A 16,126-nucleotide genomic window follows, 5' to 3' on the forward strand; every position below is an offset into this window, starting at 1 on the left:
ACAGGTGATATTTTGCATTATTATAGTGCCTATATGTTTGCCGTCTCCTACTCCCTAGCTTTCTTCGTCATAGCTGCTGTACTCCGAGCCTTTTGGAGAAACAAATATAGTCGAGGTCCTCTGGAAAGTGTCATGAGAAAATGCAGCGGGTAGCCCTACTTATATTTGATTGCCATTTATGCAAAATTCAATAGCGGCTTCCCTTTGCAGCCAGCCTTGAAGGTTTTCCAGCTCAAATAACTGCTCAATATGATAAACACCTGACGGGAACGATGAGCGACAGATCGCATCAGCTACAAATACAGCAACTCTCGCGGTCAGGTTAGATTGATGTTTGCCATGCAGCAAGCAACCGATGCTCGATTTCCTGTTTTCCTTTATCCCCTGTGCATCCACCTTTATAGCAAATTGCTCTTTGCCCATGTGAAGCTTACTCAAACAGCCAACTAAAGTATTTCGAACTCTTTTTCCTGCTAAAAGACGAGAGATTCCCGATGCCCGCAGGCCAGCCAGAAATGTGGTCATCATCGCTGAATCGAAGCACAGGCGTGTAGAAACGGACGGAATGTTTAGCGTGCGTGCGAGCGTTTGTTGATCTGAAAAGGGAAAACGATATGCCTTTTTTACTCCCAGCTCTAAGCCAAAATCCGCCATCCTTCCATCTGTAAAGCTATGAACCTGCACATCACGGTGATTTTTACGGATTTCAAAGCTTGCATTCAGGTTATCAATCGTCCATTCAATAGCTGCCTTCCCATGCTGATCTCCCAATCCGAGCATAATGGCTATTTCTACAGCATCCACCCGATCCAATAGCTTCTGAGATTGATGCGCCAACAAATTGGTTAATCCTGGGGAAAGCCCGACGCTTAAAACTGCCGTAACCCCATTTTCCTTAGCTTCTAAATCACACCGCTCCACTTCAGCTAAAAAGGAACCCTTTGCAGAAACATCCACATAGTGCGTTCCCGATCGGAAGCAAGCCCGTACAAACGTAGGATCGCTTTGATCTAAACACATAATCACCAGCTTAGCCTGAGCCAGAATATGTGGGTCTACCGGCTCAAAGATGTCCAATTGAAGAGGCTTTACTTTCCCTTCTGTTGACTGGCTAAACTGCTCAGCACGCTCTCTATTGCGTCCAGCCGCGTAAACCAATCCGGGATATTTTCTCCCTAATTCCTTGCAGATTGTTCTTCCTACATGCCCATATCCCCCGATTACAAGGATTTTTTCTTTCATGATGATCGCTTCTCCTTTAGATGCCCTTTTCTTTGCTTTTGGAACCTGCTTCCTACATTAGGCCTTTAATAGCAAACCATCCGTCAATAAAATAAGAGCCGAAATAACGGGTTGCATGCGTAAAGCCTGACTGCTCCAACAGCTCCTGCACGACCGAAGAGGGAACCGGATCGGATTGGAGGCCAATAGAAGCTTCAAAACGCTCCCAATCCTCAAGCGGGATGCCATTGTCTAGCATATGGCTTTTCCACGCCTGCATTTGGATATGAAAAGTATCGGTGTTTGTATCGGCATGAAATGAGGCTAAGCAAAAAGGAGCTCCAGGCTTTAGACGCTCTCCTATGCGCTGTAGCAACTCCTGCTTTTGCTGTAAGCCTTTTACAAAATGGAGGACTAACAAACAAGTAGCCGCATCGTATTGATCTTCCAAAGAAAGCTGTTCGAGCCTGCCCTGAATCAACGACACCCGCTCTTCAATTCCAATCGACTCCGCACGGCTCTTGGAAATTTCAAGCATGTGAGCAGATGGATCTATCCCTGTAAATGTCCAAGCTTCATGCCTGCCTCCTAACATCACAATCTCTTGTCCTCCACCAGCTCCGACAATCAACACATCACGGCTGAAATTTTCTCCTTGCAGCTGGGCCGCTATCAAGTGATCGGTCATTTCGTACAGGTGGAAATAACCCGGTATTTTTAGAGAAATGGTTTTTTCATAACATTTTACGTCTGGGTGATCCCAGCTCATGGCAGTGTTTGTGTTTTCGGTTCTCAATCGTCATCGCTCCTACCCTTGTCTTCTTGGCTTCTTGGCTTTTCATTGTCCCGTCTTGCAATTTGCCCTTTCCAAAAACTCCACATATCCTGTAGATTATGGATAAGAATTATTCTCAATTATAAAGCGAAGGAGACAAAACACTATCCCACATATCTGGGATTCTTCATAAGAACAAAATGTCGTTAGAAAGTGCGGGAGACAAATATGAACTCAAAGGTAAAAACCATCCAGCACAAGCTGACAAATCTGGCGAAAAGCTCTGCTTCCTCACAGGATTACCGGACAGCGTTGCTTACACATTTGCGCCGTGCTTTACCATTTAACGCAGCTTGTTGCACTCTTGTCGATCCTCAGACGCTTCTATCTATAGGTGCAATCACAGAGGAAGGCGCCGAGGCAATACATCAGCATTTGTTTACCTATGAATATCTGCGAGAGGATTTTATCCAATACGATCAGTTGGTCAAAGCAGAAGAGCACGTGGCTATCTTAAGCCAAGCGACAGAAGGGAAGCTAGAACAAAGTGCCCGCTACCGTAACGTTCTATTCCCCGCAGGGTTTGCCGATGAAATGAGGGCTGCTCTTATGTATGAAGGAGCATGCTGGGGTTATTTGACCTTATTTCGCCATCGCGATCGTCCGCTATTTCATGAGGAGGAGCGCCAATTTATTTCTTCTCTTGTTCCATTGATTGCCTCCCATTTACGCCAAACAAGTCTTGTCCTGCCCATGAAGGAGTCGGCATGGATAGAGGAAGGGCATGGAATAATGGTGCTTTCTGATCAACTGACTATTCATTCCTCCAATAAAGTCGCGGACAACTGGCTAACCCTGCTTCGAAAATGGGAACGTATCGACAGCAGTACCCTGCCAAGACCAATTCGCGCGGTCTGCTTACGGGCATTGTCAGATACCACTGCATGTGATAAGCAATCCGCTCTGGCCAAGGTATGCATTCGTCTTTCGGAAGGCCCCTATCTAACTATTCAAGCCAGCAAGCTTACCGGTCAGTCGGATTCTGTCCAATTGGCAGTCTGGTTCCAACCAGCTAAACCCTCTGACATCCTGCCTCTCATATCCGAAGCCTATGGGTTATCAGAGCGTGAAAAGCAAATACTCGATCAGGTTGTTAAAGGGTTCTCTACCAAAGAGATCGCCCATTCGCTCCATATTTCCGCCTATACGGTGCAGGATCATCTTAAATCTATCTTCGCGAAAACAGGGGTAACCAGCAGGAGACAGCTTATTTGGCACTTATTTTCCCGTTTCAGTGTACATACCTAACGATAGTAGGTGGTATTACAGAATTGCGCTTTGTTTTCCATACTCTTGCCAATGACGAAGCCACAAGAGCGATTATCTTGACAGGATTCGGCCGTTTTTTTATTGCAGGTGCTGATATCAAGGAATTCGTCCCTGTTCTTGGCAACGAAGCAGAGGCATTAGCAATCGCTGCAGCCGGGCAAGCTCTCTGTAATGAAATTGAAGCAATGAACAAGCCAGTGATTGCCGCCATTAATGGCCCCGCGTTAGGAGGAGGCGTTGAAGTGGCCTTGGGGTGTCATTATCGAATCGCGACCTAGCAGGCTATCCTTGGTCTCCCTGAATTAAAGCTTGGTCTACTCCCGGCTTTTGGCGGAACCCAACGCATTAGTCGCCTAACAAATCCTGCGACAGCCTTGGAGACCATTTTGACAAGCAAGCAGATAACCAGCAAAGAAGCGTATGACCTAAGTATCATTCAACAGGTTGTTACGATAGAAGAATTGATCTTTGCGGCAAGAAAAACGGCTGAATCTTTTATAGAGAGAATAAGCATGACAAGTATAACTCGTACCATAGAATGCATCATGCAAGGTTATCAGGAGGATGTACAACACGGACTAAAAAGAGAACGCCATTGCTTTGCCGAATTATTTAAAACGAACGATGCTAGGGAAGGCATCCATGCTTTTGTCGAGAAGCGCAAGCCTGATTTTATCCAATCATAAGGAGGATGTGCATGACTGAAGATGTTCTATTTACTGCGAAGAATGGGATAGGCACCATTTTATTAAATCGGCCAAAGGCTCTTAACTCCCTCTCTTTGGAGATGCTGTTGCCCATGCTGGCAAAGCTAAAGGAATGGGAGACAGATCAGACAATTAGCCTGATTATTCTAAAAGGAGCTGGATCAAAGGGATTTTGTGCAGGGGGAGATATTAAGGCACTGTATGAAGCAAAAAACAACGTTTTGTCCTTGCAAAAAGCACAGCGTTTTTTTGAAGTAGAATATCAGCTCGACCAATATATGTACCGTTATTCCAAGCCCATTCTTGCTTGCCTGGATGGTATCGTGATGGGTGGCGGTGTGGGTCTTACTTATGGTTGCAGCCATAGAATTGTGACTAATCAAACAAGATGGGCGATGCCTGAGATGAATATCGGTTTTTTCCCTGATGTGGGGGCAGCTTATTTTTTAAATCGAGCCCCGGGAAAAATCGGGCGTTATTTGGCCTTGACCGCAACGGTTATTCGTCCTGAAGATGTGCTTTATATAAATGGTGCTGATGCCTGCATTCCAAGCGAAGTCTTCCATAACTTTTTACATCAGGTAGAAGAAACAAATTGGCAGCAGAAGGACGTAGCTCAGGCTTTAGAAAAACTGATTCAAGCCTATTCACAGCCCTCTGCATTAAGGAGTGAGCTTGCCTTATGGCAGGCAGAAATTGACCGTCATTTTGCATTTTCTACGATCGAGGAAATCATCAGCTCTCTTGAAAAGACTCCCAATGAATTCACAGTCAAAACGCGGGAAACTCTGTTGTCGAAATCTCCTTTTTCCCTAAAAGTAACCTTGCAGCAGCAGATGAAGGGAGAACACGCAACGCTAGAGGAATGCTTTACAAACGATCTTATTCTTGCCAAGAACTTTATGAAACACGACGATTTTTTTGAAGGGGTTCGTTCTGTTGTGATCGATAAGGACAATAGCCCGAGCTATCAATATAAACAATTATCTGATGTTCATGAAGAAATGGTGGAGAAGTTTTTTCATGAATAAGCTAGAAAAAGCCGATCTCAAAGGAATCGGCTTTTTTGGGCGATTAAAACCAGCGCTGCGTTACTACTTTTTTGCGCGTGAAAAATTGAACACCATCCTTGCCATTCGTCCCTAAATCTCCATAGAAGGAGGCCTTGTTGCCTGTAAAGGAGAAGAAAGCCATAGGAGCTGGAACATTTACATTTACCCCAATCATCCCCGCATCAATTTGATCTCGGAACATTTGAACATGCTTTCCACTTGATGTATAAATGACAGCTCCATTAGCAAACTTTGATTGATTAGTCAGCTTTATACCTTCTTCAGGATTTTTTACTCGGACAATACTCAGAACGGGGGCAAATTTCATCCTGCCCAATTCAAAGGAACAGGGGTATCCGATCCTTCTTCATTCATGGTGAAGAAAAAGCGACTGGTTAGTATTTGCACGTACATGACCCGCAAAGAGGACCCTCATCGCTTTTTACCGTTTATCCCTTGTTCTATTGTTCTTTGGTTAATGTCGTTTTCGCTATTTCCTTATCTAACGCTTCGAACTCTTCATAAGAAATAGCTTCATACAATTCGCTTCTAGTCTGCATATTAGCTAGTTCACCTTTTTGGGTACCTTGTTCTTTCATCACTTGAAAAACACGCTCGTATGCCTTAGCCGCCACTCTAAGCGACGTTACCGGATAAATAACCATGCGGTACCCCAGCTTAGCGAATTCCTCTGCTGTATAGTAAGGAGTTTTCCCGAATTCAGTCATATTTGCTAATAAGGGTGCAGATATACGCTGGGCAAACATACGAAATTCCTCCGCTGATTCTAGTGCTTCGGGAAAGATGGCATCTGCCCCAGCCTTCACATAGGAACATGCCCTTTCTATCGCCGCGTCCAAACCTTCTACTGACCTAGCATCAGTACGTGCGACAAGTACTAACGTTGGTGCTACCTTTTTAATCGCGATAATCTTCTGGACCATTTCTTCTGTCGTAACCAGTTTCTTGCCATTTAAATGTCCACATTTTTTGGGAAGCTGCTGATCCTCTAGCTGCACGGCGGCAACATTAGCCTCCAACATTTCTCTGGCAGTCCGGGAAACATTAAGAATCCCGCCAAATCCTGTATCTATATCTACTAATACTGGTAAATCAGTTGCGCGTATCAATTCCTTTGCCCGTTGAGCTATCTCAGTAGACGTGACGATCCCTAGGTCTGGCAAACCGCAACTGGCAGTGTAGGCTGCACCGGATAAATAGAGCGCTGCAAATCCTGCCCGCCTCGCCATAAGAGCTGCCAGCGCATCGTGTGCGCCGGGAATTTGCAAAAGATCGGGAGCATTCATCAATTCCCTGAATTTCATTGCTAATTCAGCTTGTGATGACGGCTGATCCACAATCCAAGCCATTTCGTTTGCCCCTCTCTATATTAAAAATAATTCGATAAATTCGGTAACCGCCATGCTGTTCAACCTTTCTGAATCCATGCATGCTTCTTTTATTTTACTAACCTGCTTTTGTGAATAATGTGTCCTTATATTTTCAACAAATTTTTCAATGATTTTAGGGATGGCTTCTACCCTGCGGAAGCGATGCCCTAATGGATATTCGCATTCTATTTGCTCAGAAGAAGACCCGTCTTTATAATGCACTTGAACAGCGTTTGCGATCGATCGCTTACTCGGTTCTAAATAATCAATGCTGTACTGTTTATTTTCAACAACCGCCATCTTATTACGTAAGATATCGATTCTTGGATCTGATGCTGCTGTGTCTTCATAATGATCTGCCTTAATATCACCAAATAGCAAGCCGGTAGCCGTAATATATTGCAAGCAATGATCCCGGTCTGCCGGATTATTCAATGGACCTATCTTATCAATGATCCGAATAGCTGATTCATGTGTTGTGATTGTAATGCTGTCAATCTCATCGAAACGAGCCATTACCTCCGGATGAAGCTTGATTGCGCATTCCGCGGCTGTTTGGGCATGAAATTCGGCTGGATAGGAGACTTTGAACAGCACATTCTCCATTACATAGGAATCCAACGGTCGCGCTAGCTTTATCTCTTGTTTATTGAACAAGACATCCTGAAATCCCCAGCCTGATGCAGTAAGAGCTGTTGGATATCCCATTTCTCCCTTTAAGGCCATCATAGCCAGCTGAACACCTCGGCTAGTTGCATCCCCAGCAGCCCAAGATTTACGTGATCCTGTATTCGGAGCATGCCTGTAAGTCCGTAAACTACTATTATCAAGCCAGGCATTTGACAATGCGCTGTTTATTTCTTCACGAGTTCCTTCTAGCATCTGTGCTGCAACTGCTGTTGTTGCAATCTTAACAAACAGTACATGATCAAGCCCGACTCGGTTCAAGCTGTTTTCTAATGCCAGCACTCCCTGAATTTCATGTGCTTTAATCATCGCTTCCAGCACCTGATGCATAGTTAATGGCTGTTTCCCCTCTGAGATACGTACACGGCTTATATAATCAGCAACAGCTAAAATACCGCCCAGATTATCTGACGGATGTCCCCATTCTGCCGCCAGCCACGTGTCATTGTAATCTAGCCAGCGAATGATGCAACCTATATTAAAGGCGCCTCTCACTGGATCAAGAACAAAGGATGTACCCGGTACCCTGCATCCATTGGGAACAACTGTCCCAGGAACAATAGGTCCAAGCAGCTTCGTGCAATCTGGATAGCTCAATGCTAAAATTCCACAACCAAGTGTATCCAGCAGGACGTATTTGGCAGTCTCAAATGCTTCCAAGCTCGTAATCCTCTTATGTAAAACGTAATCTGTAATTTGCTCGATCAGCTCATCTGTTTTGTTTATCTCCATATTTTTTAACAAAGTATCCTTCCCTTTCTATTTAAAATTATTTATCATGGTACATGATGTTGGTCAGAACATCATGTAGGCGTTGCTGGCTTACACATAAATTCCCAATCCTACCTCAAAGAACATGCCGCTCGCCTACATATTTTACACGCGGCCGGAATAGACGATTTTGGGCGTGCTGTTCAAGAACATGTGCGGAAATTCCTGCTGTTCTCGCAGCGAAAAAGATAGGTGTATATAATGGAATCGGAATGCCAAGCATCCAATACACAGGCGCTGCATAGTAGTCCAAATTCGGGTAAAGCCCCTTTTCTCTCTCCATAATCCTCTCGCCGGCTTCGCACATGTTGTATAAAAGATCATCCCCTCTTATATGACAGAGCTGCTGTAAGGCTCCTTTCATCATTGTCGCTCTAGGGTCCATTTTTTTCATATAGACCCGGTGACCAAATCCCATTATCTTTTCTTTGTTAGATAGCTTGGTGCGTAACAGCTCCTCGAACTTAGAAATTGTCCCTGCCTCTAGCAATAAGTGCATAACAGCCTCATTTGCCCCCCCATGAAGTCTACCCTTCAAGGAAGCAACCGCCCCCGTCAAAGCCCCGTACAAATCCGATTGCGTAGAAGCAATGACCCTTGCTGTAAACGTGGAATTCGGCATCTCATGCTCGCTGTACAAAAGCAGAGACAGATCAAATATTTTCTCCTCAATCGGCGATGGCTTTCTCCCGGTGACCATATAGAAGAAGTTAGCACTATACGGTACATTTTTGTCTGGATGGATCGGCTCCTTTTTGGTCAGAATCCGATAACTATTAGCCACAATGCTAGGAACTTGACCTAATAACCGATAAGCCCGATCCTTATTCACAAGCATGGAGCGATCGTCAATTCGATGATCATAACCTCCCAGAACGGAGATTGCTGTTCGCAGACCATCCATAGCGTGTGTTTGCTCAGGCAACAGCTTTAAAACCTCAAACACCTCATCAGGCAATTCATATCGCTCTAGCATGCTTGTTTCCAAAGAGTTTGTCTCTGCCTGATCGGGAAGCCGCCCCTCCAGTAAAAGATGAATAATATCGACATAGCTAAAGGATTTAGAAAGCTCTATCAGATCGTAACCCCGAATCACGATTTCCTCTTGTATGGTATCAAGGTAGGAAATGCTTGTTTCCGTAGCTACCACACCGTCTAGCCCAGGAGAAAATTTTTCAAGCTCATTCATTCTTCTTCCTCCGTTCCAAATAACTGTTCTTTGGTTAGCTTGTAGGCTTTTTCAAGGTTCCGATAGTAATCTGTTTTGACTTCCTCTGTAACGTCTTGCCGCTTGATTTCATTCCCTAACAGGGCATACATGACTTCCAGAGAAATAGGACTTTCTAGACTTAGATTGTTCATGATTGCTGTGTTGAAATAGTTCCTGAAATACCCTACTGTCCCAAACAAAAAATCCCTCCTAGACTCCCAAGCATCGCACCACGCAAAAAAACAACTTCCTAAAAGAAAGTTGTTGTTAATGGGCGAAAGCGAAAAACTCAAATAAACATGTAAAAATCTAAAAATACCACATGTTTAACCGCTCGCACGTAACACCTCCTATCCTCGTAGGAACTGATGTGTGCTAAAACAGGCAGGTCTCCTGGCTCATGATCATCGCGATTCGAACCTTCCCATTTTCATTTGAATGAAAACAGTGGTATTTTTTCGAATAGCTCCCAATTACAGTTGCGGGACAGCGTCGGATTCTAACCGCTCTTCCCTTTTAAGCAAATAACAAAGGTTATCTGCACCTGTTTCTACACATATTTGATTTTCAGCTTAAACATAACAAATAGTCCAAAAAATTACAATTATTAATTTTATATCTGTAGTGACTTTATTGCTTTGATATTGTCATATTGAACTTATTGTACATGTATATACACTCTCTAAACAAAAAATAACCTCATAGCGGCTTCAAGTTCTGTTTAGCAATAAACGAATGAATGTAAAACTACAAGACTTCATATCCTGAAAACAGGGCAAAAATCCAATATATTGAATAGGGATATCCCGCTGTCTTATAATCAAAGAAAATACCATAATCAGGTAAATAAGGGAGGTATTTCTTGAAGAGTAAACAACTGTCGAAAAAGAAAATATGGTCGTATAGCATAAGTATCGTTGTTGCTGCTATATTGCTTCTCCTTATGTGGGCAGTAGTTCGGAATTGGAACATTATTAACGTACTGAATAAGGATAAGCTTAGCTATAATTTTCAGAGCATGGACAATATTTTTCCAAGTCGCGCTATAAAAGCATCGCAGCCTGTTTTCCAATTTGATACATTACAAAAAGAGTTGCCCCAAACTTATACATACAAAGATAAAACATTATCTATTGAAGACTTTTTACAACGAACAAAGACGAATGGATTACTAGTGCTCAAGGATGATAAGATCGTGAAGGAATTCTATCAAAATGGTGTAAATGAACAAACAAGGTTTACCTCTTGGTCAGTGGCTAAGTCATTTATCTCCGCTCTCGTTGGCATCGCTATTGATGAAGGATTAATTAAAAATGTAAATGATCCAATCACCCACTATGTACCAGAATTGAAGGGCAGTGGCTACGATGGCGTGCCGATTAAGGATATTTTGCGAATGGCTTCTGGAGTTGCCTTTGATGAAGACTACGACGCCACCTTTTCAGATATAAACATGATGATGTATCAAACATTTCTATTCGATAAATCGGTGAATGATTATGCATTGGGGCTACAATCTCAGCGTCCATCCGGAACCTTTCAGCATTATATCAGTATTGATACACAGGTTCTCGGCATGCTGATCAGCAAGGTTACGGGCAATCCCCCGTCCCAATATTTACAGGAGAAAATCTGGGGTCCTCTTGGAATGGAATCTGATGCTTATTGGAGTACCGATCGCCTTGGCACAGAGCTGTCCTTTATGGGTTTAAACGCAACCATTAGGGATTATGCTAAATTTGGAAGCTTATATCTTCATGAAGGAAATTGGAACGGAAAACAAATCATTTCAAAAAAATGGGTGCAAGAATCCACACAGATAGAAAAGCCTCAGCCTAATCACGACCCCAAGGGAGTGTTAGGCTACCAATACCAATGGTGGGAGGCTGATCCTGCAGATGGTTCCTACAGCGCTATTGGGGTCTATGGACAATTCATCTATGTGAATCCGAAGGCTAACGTAGTAATCGTCAAAACCAGCGCTGACCCCGATTACGGTAGAGATGATTATCATGATGAAAATTTTTCTGTATTTCAATCCATCGCGAATCATTTCAGTAAATAAACTTCATTTGCTTCTCATACTGACAGCACGATTCTCTGCTAGCTGGTTTCCTTGCTACCCAATCTCCAGCTAGCAGCAAATGTGATTACAGAGATATCCCCGCCTATGATTAAGACACTCTTTTCTCTTAATATGCGAAAAGAGTGTCTTTGCCTTATCTGCCGGCTATTTCGTTTCACGATGAAGGGTATATTTTTTTAGACGAGGGGAATATTTCTTTAGCTCTAGGCGTTCGGGATTATTTCTTTTATTTTTGGTTGTAATGTAGGTACGATCTCCAGATTCTGTGCATTGCAGGGTAACTGTTACTCTCATAGGTTAACTCCTCCTGATCATTACTGTTTATTCATCCTGGATACTAAGCGTCTCCACAATAACATCACTTGTTGGTAATGGATCTCTCAACGTATTCCAGTCTGCATGCAGCTCTTCGTTTGTTAAAAGACAAGCATCTAAAGACCGGATGATATTGCCTTGGTCTAGATTAAACCCAATACATACAATCTCATTGATCCGATCTCCGAATTGAGGGTCCCATTCTTCTGCCCACTCAGGGTCTTCCGCCAGGATCTGCTGCTTCTCTTCTTCGGGTAAAGCCGACACCCAATAGCCCGCTGACTCCAATTGAATCGATGGACCTGCCTGACTAATCGTTAAAGCTGTGTCATTACGGGTAGCAACCCATAGAAAGCCCTTTGCTCTCACCACATCTTCAGGCCAATCCTGAAGCCATTTATATAACCTTTCGGGGTGAAACGGAATTCTTCGGCGATAGACAAAAGAGGAGATTCCGTATTCTTCTGTCTCTGGAGTATGGCTTGGCTTTTGTAATTCCTGTAACCAACCGGCAGATTGACTTGCCTTTTCAAAATCGAACAGCCCAGTATGAAGAATTTCTTTAGGGTCTACCTTGCCATAAGAGCTTCGAATGAATTTTGCCGTTGGCTGAAGCTTACGAAGAATTTGTTCCAAATGCTCTACATCCTGTTCTCTAACCATGTCACATTTATTTACGATTAAAACATCGCAAAACTCAATTTGGTCAATCAGCAATTCGACGATTTCACGCGTGTCTGACTCATCCACTGCATGACCGCGCTCCAATAAGCTTTCTCCCGAGGAAAAATCATGCCAAAAACGATTCCCATCCACTACAGTCACCATTGTATCCAGCCGGCACATACGCGAAAGGTCTATCCCCATTTCCTCGTCTACATACGTGAAGGTTTGCGCTACTGGTAACGGCTCTCCTATTCCGGTGGATTCAATCAGGATGTAATCATAGCGATCCTCATTGACTAACCGTTCCACTTCTACTAATAAATCCTCACGCAGCGTACAGCAAATACAACCGTTCGACAGCTCCACCACCTTCTCGTCTATTCTGGAAATCCCACCGCCATTCTGTATCAGATTGGAATCGATATTCACCTCGCTCAGATCGTTTACAACGACTGCTGCACGAAGGCCCTCTCGATTGTTTAAAACATGATTCAAAATAGAAGTCTTACCCGCTCCAAGATATCCGCTTAAAACAGTAACCGGAACTCGCTTTTCATCCATATGTAAGTACCTTCTTTCGTACAGGTATAGAAGATGATAGATAGTATGCCGGAATCAAATCGTAATGATTACGATTTAACCAATATACTACTGCACTCAAAGCAACAAGTCAACACAAATAATAATCGTTACGATTTACAAACGGTAGATTTGTTATAGAAACTAGCCAAGCGCTTAAAGCAAGGGACTTCCAGACTAACGGAAAAAAGCCCGTAACAACAAGTTTTTTGCTGTTACAAAGCTTCCAAAGAATAGAACTGCATTTCGAAATTGTTGCTTAACAGATAAGATAGTATCTCTCTACATAGTCAGGCTTGCAGGAGTAGCTTTACTTACCTTAATCAAATCAGCGGGATTAAGAAAGATTTGCAAGCCCCTTTTACCAGCACTAATACTAATTAGCTGGAGGCTGAGAGCTGACTCGTCAATAAATAGTGGGTAATTTTTTTTGGTGCCTAGAGGTGAACACCCGCCCCGTATGTATCCCGTTAACTCTAGTATCTCTTTCATTGGCACCATTTCTACCTTCTTATTCTTACTGACGGCTGCCAGTAATTTTAAGTGAAGCTCCTTATGGGCAGGAATACAAGCCATGATAACCCCGGTCTTATCACCACGAAGTACCAGAGTTTTAAAAACCTGCTCTACTCGCAAATCGACCTGCTGAGCTACATGTTTTGCGTTTAAATGCTCCTCATCCCATTCGTACTCATGCACCGCATAGAGAACCTTATGTTTATCCAGCAAACGACAAGCATTTGTTTTATTGCTCATATCATTACACTTCCTTATAAGGGTTACCCTTATTATAACGTATGTAAGAATTTCTTTTATTCGATTTGCCTCTTTAGTTAACCTAGTCCCTTTGTAAAAAGTAGTCTATAGCCCTGCTGTTTGTCCCCTATACGATTTCTATCTATCATTTTCTTGCTATCAAAACCCATTGTAATCCCATCGCAATCACTAAAATACCTCCTGTAAGATAAGGTAACATCACCGGGTCCATTCCTTGTTCTAGCCAAATTCCATTTGTCATTGTCCCAATTGATCCAGCAAGATAATTGATAGAGCTTAAGAGGGCAATGGAAATAGTAGCATGCTCAGGACTGATTTCAACTAGTGTTTTTTGCTGAGTTGCTAAGGCCGCCCAGCCACTAGCACCCCACAGCAGCAAGACGATAGCAAGTATGGCTGACAGGGAATGAATGCTGTCCAATACGATAAATGAGATTAGCATCATGATTAATAAGCACATTAATATAACTCTGGGTCTCTTATAAAAATCCATAAGATAACCAATGATAAAACTCCCAGCAATGCCACCGATTCCCCACATCCAAATAAAAACAATCGATTGCTCAAATCCATATGCCCTAATAATAAGATCTAGGTACGTATATAAGCCTAAACTGCAAAAGCTAAGGAGCACAGTTATCATCATGACAAGCGTTATCTCTTTATTTTTAAACATACCCACTCGTTCTCTGAGAGTCGGCAAACTATTTGATTGTACCTCTGGGAACTTCCACCATACAGCTACGATTCCCAATACACCAATTAATACAATAAACCACATAGTCATCCGCCATTCAAAGATAGCAGAAATATAAATCCCCAAAGGGACGCCTATCACAGTTCCAGCACTCATTCCTAATAAGATTGTACTTAACGCCCTCCCCCTTTGCTTTTCCTCAACTAATGAAACGGATGCTGATGAAGCTAATGGCGAGTAAAGCCCTGCGCCTATCCCCGCTAGTCCTCTTGAAATCAGTAAAAGGATAAACTGATTCGTAACCGCAGTAATAAAATTAGCAAATGTGAATATTGATAAAGCCGTTACTAATGTATATTTTGCATTTGTTTTACTCATGATGGCTGCAAATACAGGAGCGGCAATCGCATAGCATAAGGTAAATACGCTTACAGTTTGACCAGCGACTCCAATAGATACATTAAAATCTTCAGCAAGACTAGGTAAAATTCCAGCCATCACATAAGCATCCACACCTAGTGCGAACATACCCAACAGCAATAAATATATCCTTCTCAATGGTAATCACCCTTTTTCTTTGATGTTCAATTCCTATCCTATCGGGTATAGTCATATTAGTGAAATTAATAATATGCATAGAAGGTATGAGGATAACTTATGACGATAGCTAGATATGAGGTATTACAAAAGGTTGTTGAGCTAGGGAATTTTACACGAGCTGCTGAACAGCTTAACATGACTCAATCAGCAGTCAGCCATGCTATTGCAAGTTTAGAAAAAGAGTTTGGCTATCCTTTGCTACACCGAAATAAGCAAGCAGAAATTAGTCGGACTGCATTTGCCGATCGAATCCTGCCGCATATACAGCAGATTCTCAAGAGCGAGGCTATTATTAAGCAGGAATTATCGATTCAGAATAATCAACTCGAGGGCACTCTAAAAATAGGGGCCTTTACAAGCGCCGCATCACAGATCTTACCTGCCATGCTGGCAAATTTAAAAAAGACCTATTCTGGTGTAAAAGTCATTTTATTTGAGGGCACATATGGCGAAATCATGGAGTGGATTGTAAACGGTACCGTAGATATTGGCTTTATTGTTGATGCTCATGTCAATCACCGTTTGAACGTGATACCCGTAAAAAAAGATGAATTAGTTTTGGGTTTGCCTAAAAACCACACCCTTTGTCAGCAAAAAGTCGTTGATATTAAAAAAATAGCTGATATGGACTTTATCATGCCAAAAGGCCCTTATCAGTCATTAGTTTTAGAAAATTTAACCGCTCATCAGGTACGTCCCCATGTCATTTTAGAGGTTCTTCATTGTGAAACGATCGTCAACATGGTCTCTCAGGGTATTGGGATTACGATGGGTCCTGAGCTATTTTTCAAATCACATAAGAATATTGAAATAAGGAAGGTAAAGCAAAAGAAATATCGGCAAATCTGCTTGGCTTTTAAAGAAGTAACCCCTATTGTTACTGCCTTTTGTCTATGTAATCAGTTGCAGCATGCGTAATATGGCTCTCCTGATTTCCCCTCTCTTCATACCGTTTGTCACAAAATTCGTTGCTTGCTTGTTATATGTGCAAACTGAAACGGGGAGAGGATTTGCATGCAGGAAGACTTCTATGGGAAACCAGATTGAAACAGTGGGATTCCTGCATGCTTCCAAGGAAGCTATTCAGCATATTTACTTTGTCAAAAATCCAGATAAACTCAGATATGTGGAAACTGTCATTGGGTGCCGAAAAAAAGAGCATGTATGAATTACAAATCAGGTACTGAATTCCTACGGGTTTTACCACAGATCAACTAAGTCGTTTCGTAAATAAAAATGCCACTCGTAAGGCATCCGCTGGAC

15 protein-coding genes, 2 pseudogenes and 1 riboswitch are annotated in these 16,126 nt (G+C 42.7%); of the genes and pseudogenes, 6 read left to right on the top strand and 11 right to left on the bottom strand.

What is annotated here, in order from left to right; translation table 11 throughout:
• Positions 1–159: 159 nt before the first annotated feature.
• Complete coding sequence (locus tag QZ995_RS15665) at positions 160–1,242, bottom strand: saccharopine dehydrogenase family protein (protein ID WP_301808660.1); 1,083 nt, start codon at positions 1,240–1,242, stop codon at positions 160–162.
• 52 nt (positions 1,243–1,294) lie between these two features.
• Positions 1,295–2,017, bottom strand: coding sequence for a class I SAM-dependent methyltransferase (locus tag QZ995_RS15670; RefSeq protein ID WP_301808662.1), 723 nt, complete (start codon positions 2,015–2,017; stop codon positions 1,295–1,297).
• 207 nt (positions 2,018–2,224) lie between these two features.
• On the opposite strand from QZ995_RS15670, the gene QZ995_RS15675 reads away from it, so the two are divergent.
• The 3 genes and pseudogenes from QZ995_RS15675 to QZ995_RS15685 all read left to right on the top strand — a co-directional run bounded on the left by QZ995_RS15675 (position 2,225) and on the right by QZ995_RS15685 (position 5,063).
• Positions 2,225–3,304: a response regulator transcription factor gene (locus QZ995_RS15675; RefSeq protein ID WP_301808664.1), complete on the top strand. Its 1,080-nt coding sequence runs from the start codon at positions 2,225–2,227 to the stop codon at positions 3,302–3,304.
• A 23-nt stretch (positions 3,305–3,327) separates the two neighbouring features.
• A pseudogene (locus QZ995_RS15680) lies at positions 3,328–4,011 on the top strand (enoyl-CoA hydratase-related protein).
• Between the two features lie 11 nt (positions 4,012–4,022).
• Positions 4,023–5,063, top strand: a complete 1,041-nt coding sequence (locus QZ995_RS15685) for an enoyl-CoA hydratase/isomerase family protein (RefSeq protein ID WP_301808666.1) — start codon at positions 4,023–4,025, stop codon at positions 5,061–5,063.
• Positions 5,064–5,106: 43 nt separating this feature from the next.
• Here QZ995_RS15685 and QZ995_RS15690 read toward each other — a convergent pair.
• From QZ995_RS15690 to QZ995_RS15710, 5 genes and pseudogenes are all read right to left on the bottom strand, one after another.
• Positions 5,107–5,406, bottom strand: a pseudogene (locus QZ995_RS15690) (aldehyde dehydrogenase family protein); the annotation flags it as partial.
• Between the two features lie 139 nt (positions 5,407–5,545).
• Positions 5,546–6,454, bottom strand: coding sequence for a methylisocitrate lyase (gene prpB, locus QZ995_RS15695; protein WP_301808668.1), 909 nt, complete (start codon positions 6,452–6,454; stop codon positions 5,546–5,548).
• Positions 6,455–6,469: 15 nt separating this feature from the next.
• A complete protein-coding gene (gene prpD, locus QZ995_RS15700) occupies positions 6,470–7,894 on the bottom strand; it encodes a 2-methylcitrate dehydratase (protein ID WP_437124746.1) in 1,425 nt (474 codons plus the stop codon).
• Between the two features lie 115 nt (positions 7,895–8,009).
• Complete coding sequence (gene mmgD / locus QZ995_RS15705; RefSeq protein ID WP_301808670.1) at positions 8,010–9,122, bottom strand: citrate synthase; 1,113 nt, start codon at positions 9,120–9,122, stop codon at positions 8,010–8,012.
• Positions 9,119–9,343, bottom strand: coding sequence for a hypothetical protein (locus QZ995_RS15710; protein WP_301808671.1), 225 nt, complete (start codon positions 9,341–9,343; stop codon positions 9,119–9,121). The genes mmgD and QZ995_RS15710 overlap by 4 nt, the downstream gene beginning before the upstream one ends.
• A gap of 166 nt (positions 9,344–9,509) precedes the next feature.
• Positions 9,510–9,706: riboswitch (cobalamin riboswitch) on the bottom strand.
• A gap of 299 nt (positions 9,707–10,005) precedes the next feature.
• Here QZ995_RS15710 and QZ995_RS15715 point away from each other — a divergent pair.
• On the top strand, positions 10,006–11,208 hold the full coding sequence (locus QZ995_RS15715; protein WP_301808673.1) for a serine hydrolase domain-containing protein: 1,203 nt from the start codon (positions 10,006–10,008) through the stop codon (positions 11,206–11,208).
• Between the two features lie 165 nt (positions 11,209–11,373).
• Here QZ995_RS15715 and rpmG read toward each other — a convergent pair whose 3' ends face one another.
• From rpmG to QZ995_RS15735, 4 genes are all read right to left on the bottom strand, one after another.
• Positions 11,374–11,523 carry a 50S ribosomal protein L33 gene (rpmG, locus tag QZ995_RS15720; protein WP_003343192.1) on the bottom strand — a complete coding sequence of 50 codons (150 nt, stop codon included), beginning with the start codon at positions 11,521–11,523 and terminating at the stop codon, positions 11,374–11,376.
• A gap of 27 nt (positions 11,524–11,550) precedes the next feature.
• On the bottom strand, positions 11,551–12,771 hold the full coding sequence (locus QZ995_RS15725; protein WP_301808675.1) for a GTP-binding protein: 1,221 nt from the start codon (positions 12,769–12,771) through the stop codon (positions 11,551–11,553).
• 300 nt (positions 12,772–13,071) lie between these two features.
• Positions 13,072–13,545 (bottom strand): Cys-tRNA(Pro) deacylase, encoded by a 474-nt coding sequence (ybaK, locus tag QZ995_RS15730; protein ID WP_301808676.1) that lies wholly within the window; start codon positions 13,543–13,545, stop codon positions 13,072–13,074.
• A gap of 145 nt (positions 13,546–13,690) precedes the next feature.
• Positions 13,691–14,821 (bottom strand): MFS transporter, encoded by a 1,131-nt coding sequence (locus QZ995_RS15735; RefSeq protein ID WP_301808678.1) that lies wholly within the window; start codon positions 14,819–14,821, stop codon positions 13,691–13,693.
• A gap of 99 nt (positions 14,822–14,920) precedes the next feature.
• Between QZ995_RS15735 and QZ995_RS15740 the strand changes: the two genes are divergently transcribed.
• Positions 14,921–15,781 carry a LysR family transcriptional regulator gene (locus QZ995_RS15740; protein ID WP_301808679.1) on the top strand — a complete coding sequence of 287 codons (861 nt, stop codon included), beginning with the start codon at positions 14,921–14,923 and terminating at the stop codon, positions 15,779–15,781.
• Between the two features lie 112 nt (positions 15,782–15,893).
• Positions 15,894–16,031, top strand: coding sequence for a hypothetical protein (locus QZ995_RS15745; protein WP_301808681.1), 138 nt, complete (start codon positions 15,894–15,896; stop codon positions 16,029–16,031).
• Positions 16,032–16,126 lie beyond the last annotated feature (95 nt).

It is taken from the genome of Brevibacillus laterosporus, assembly GCF_030489605.1.
Taxonomy (GTDB): domain Bacteria; phylum Bacillota; class Bacilli; order Brevibacillales; family Brevibacillaceae; genus Brevibacillus_B; species Brevibacillus_B laterosporus_E.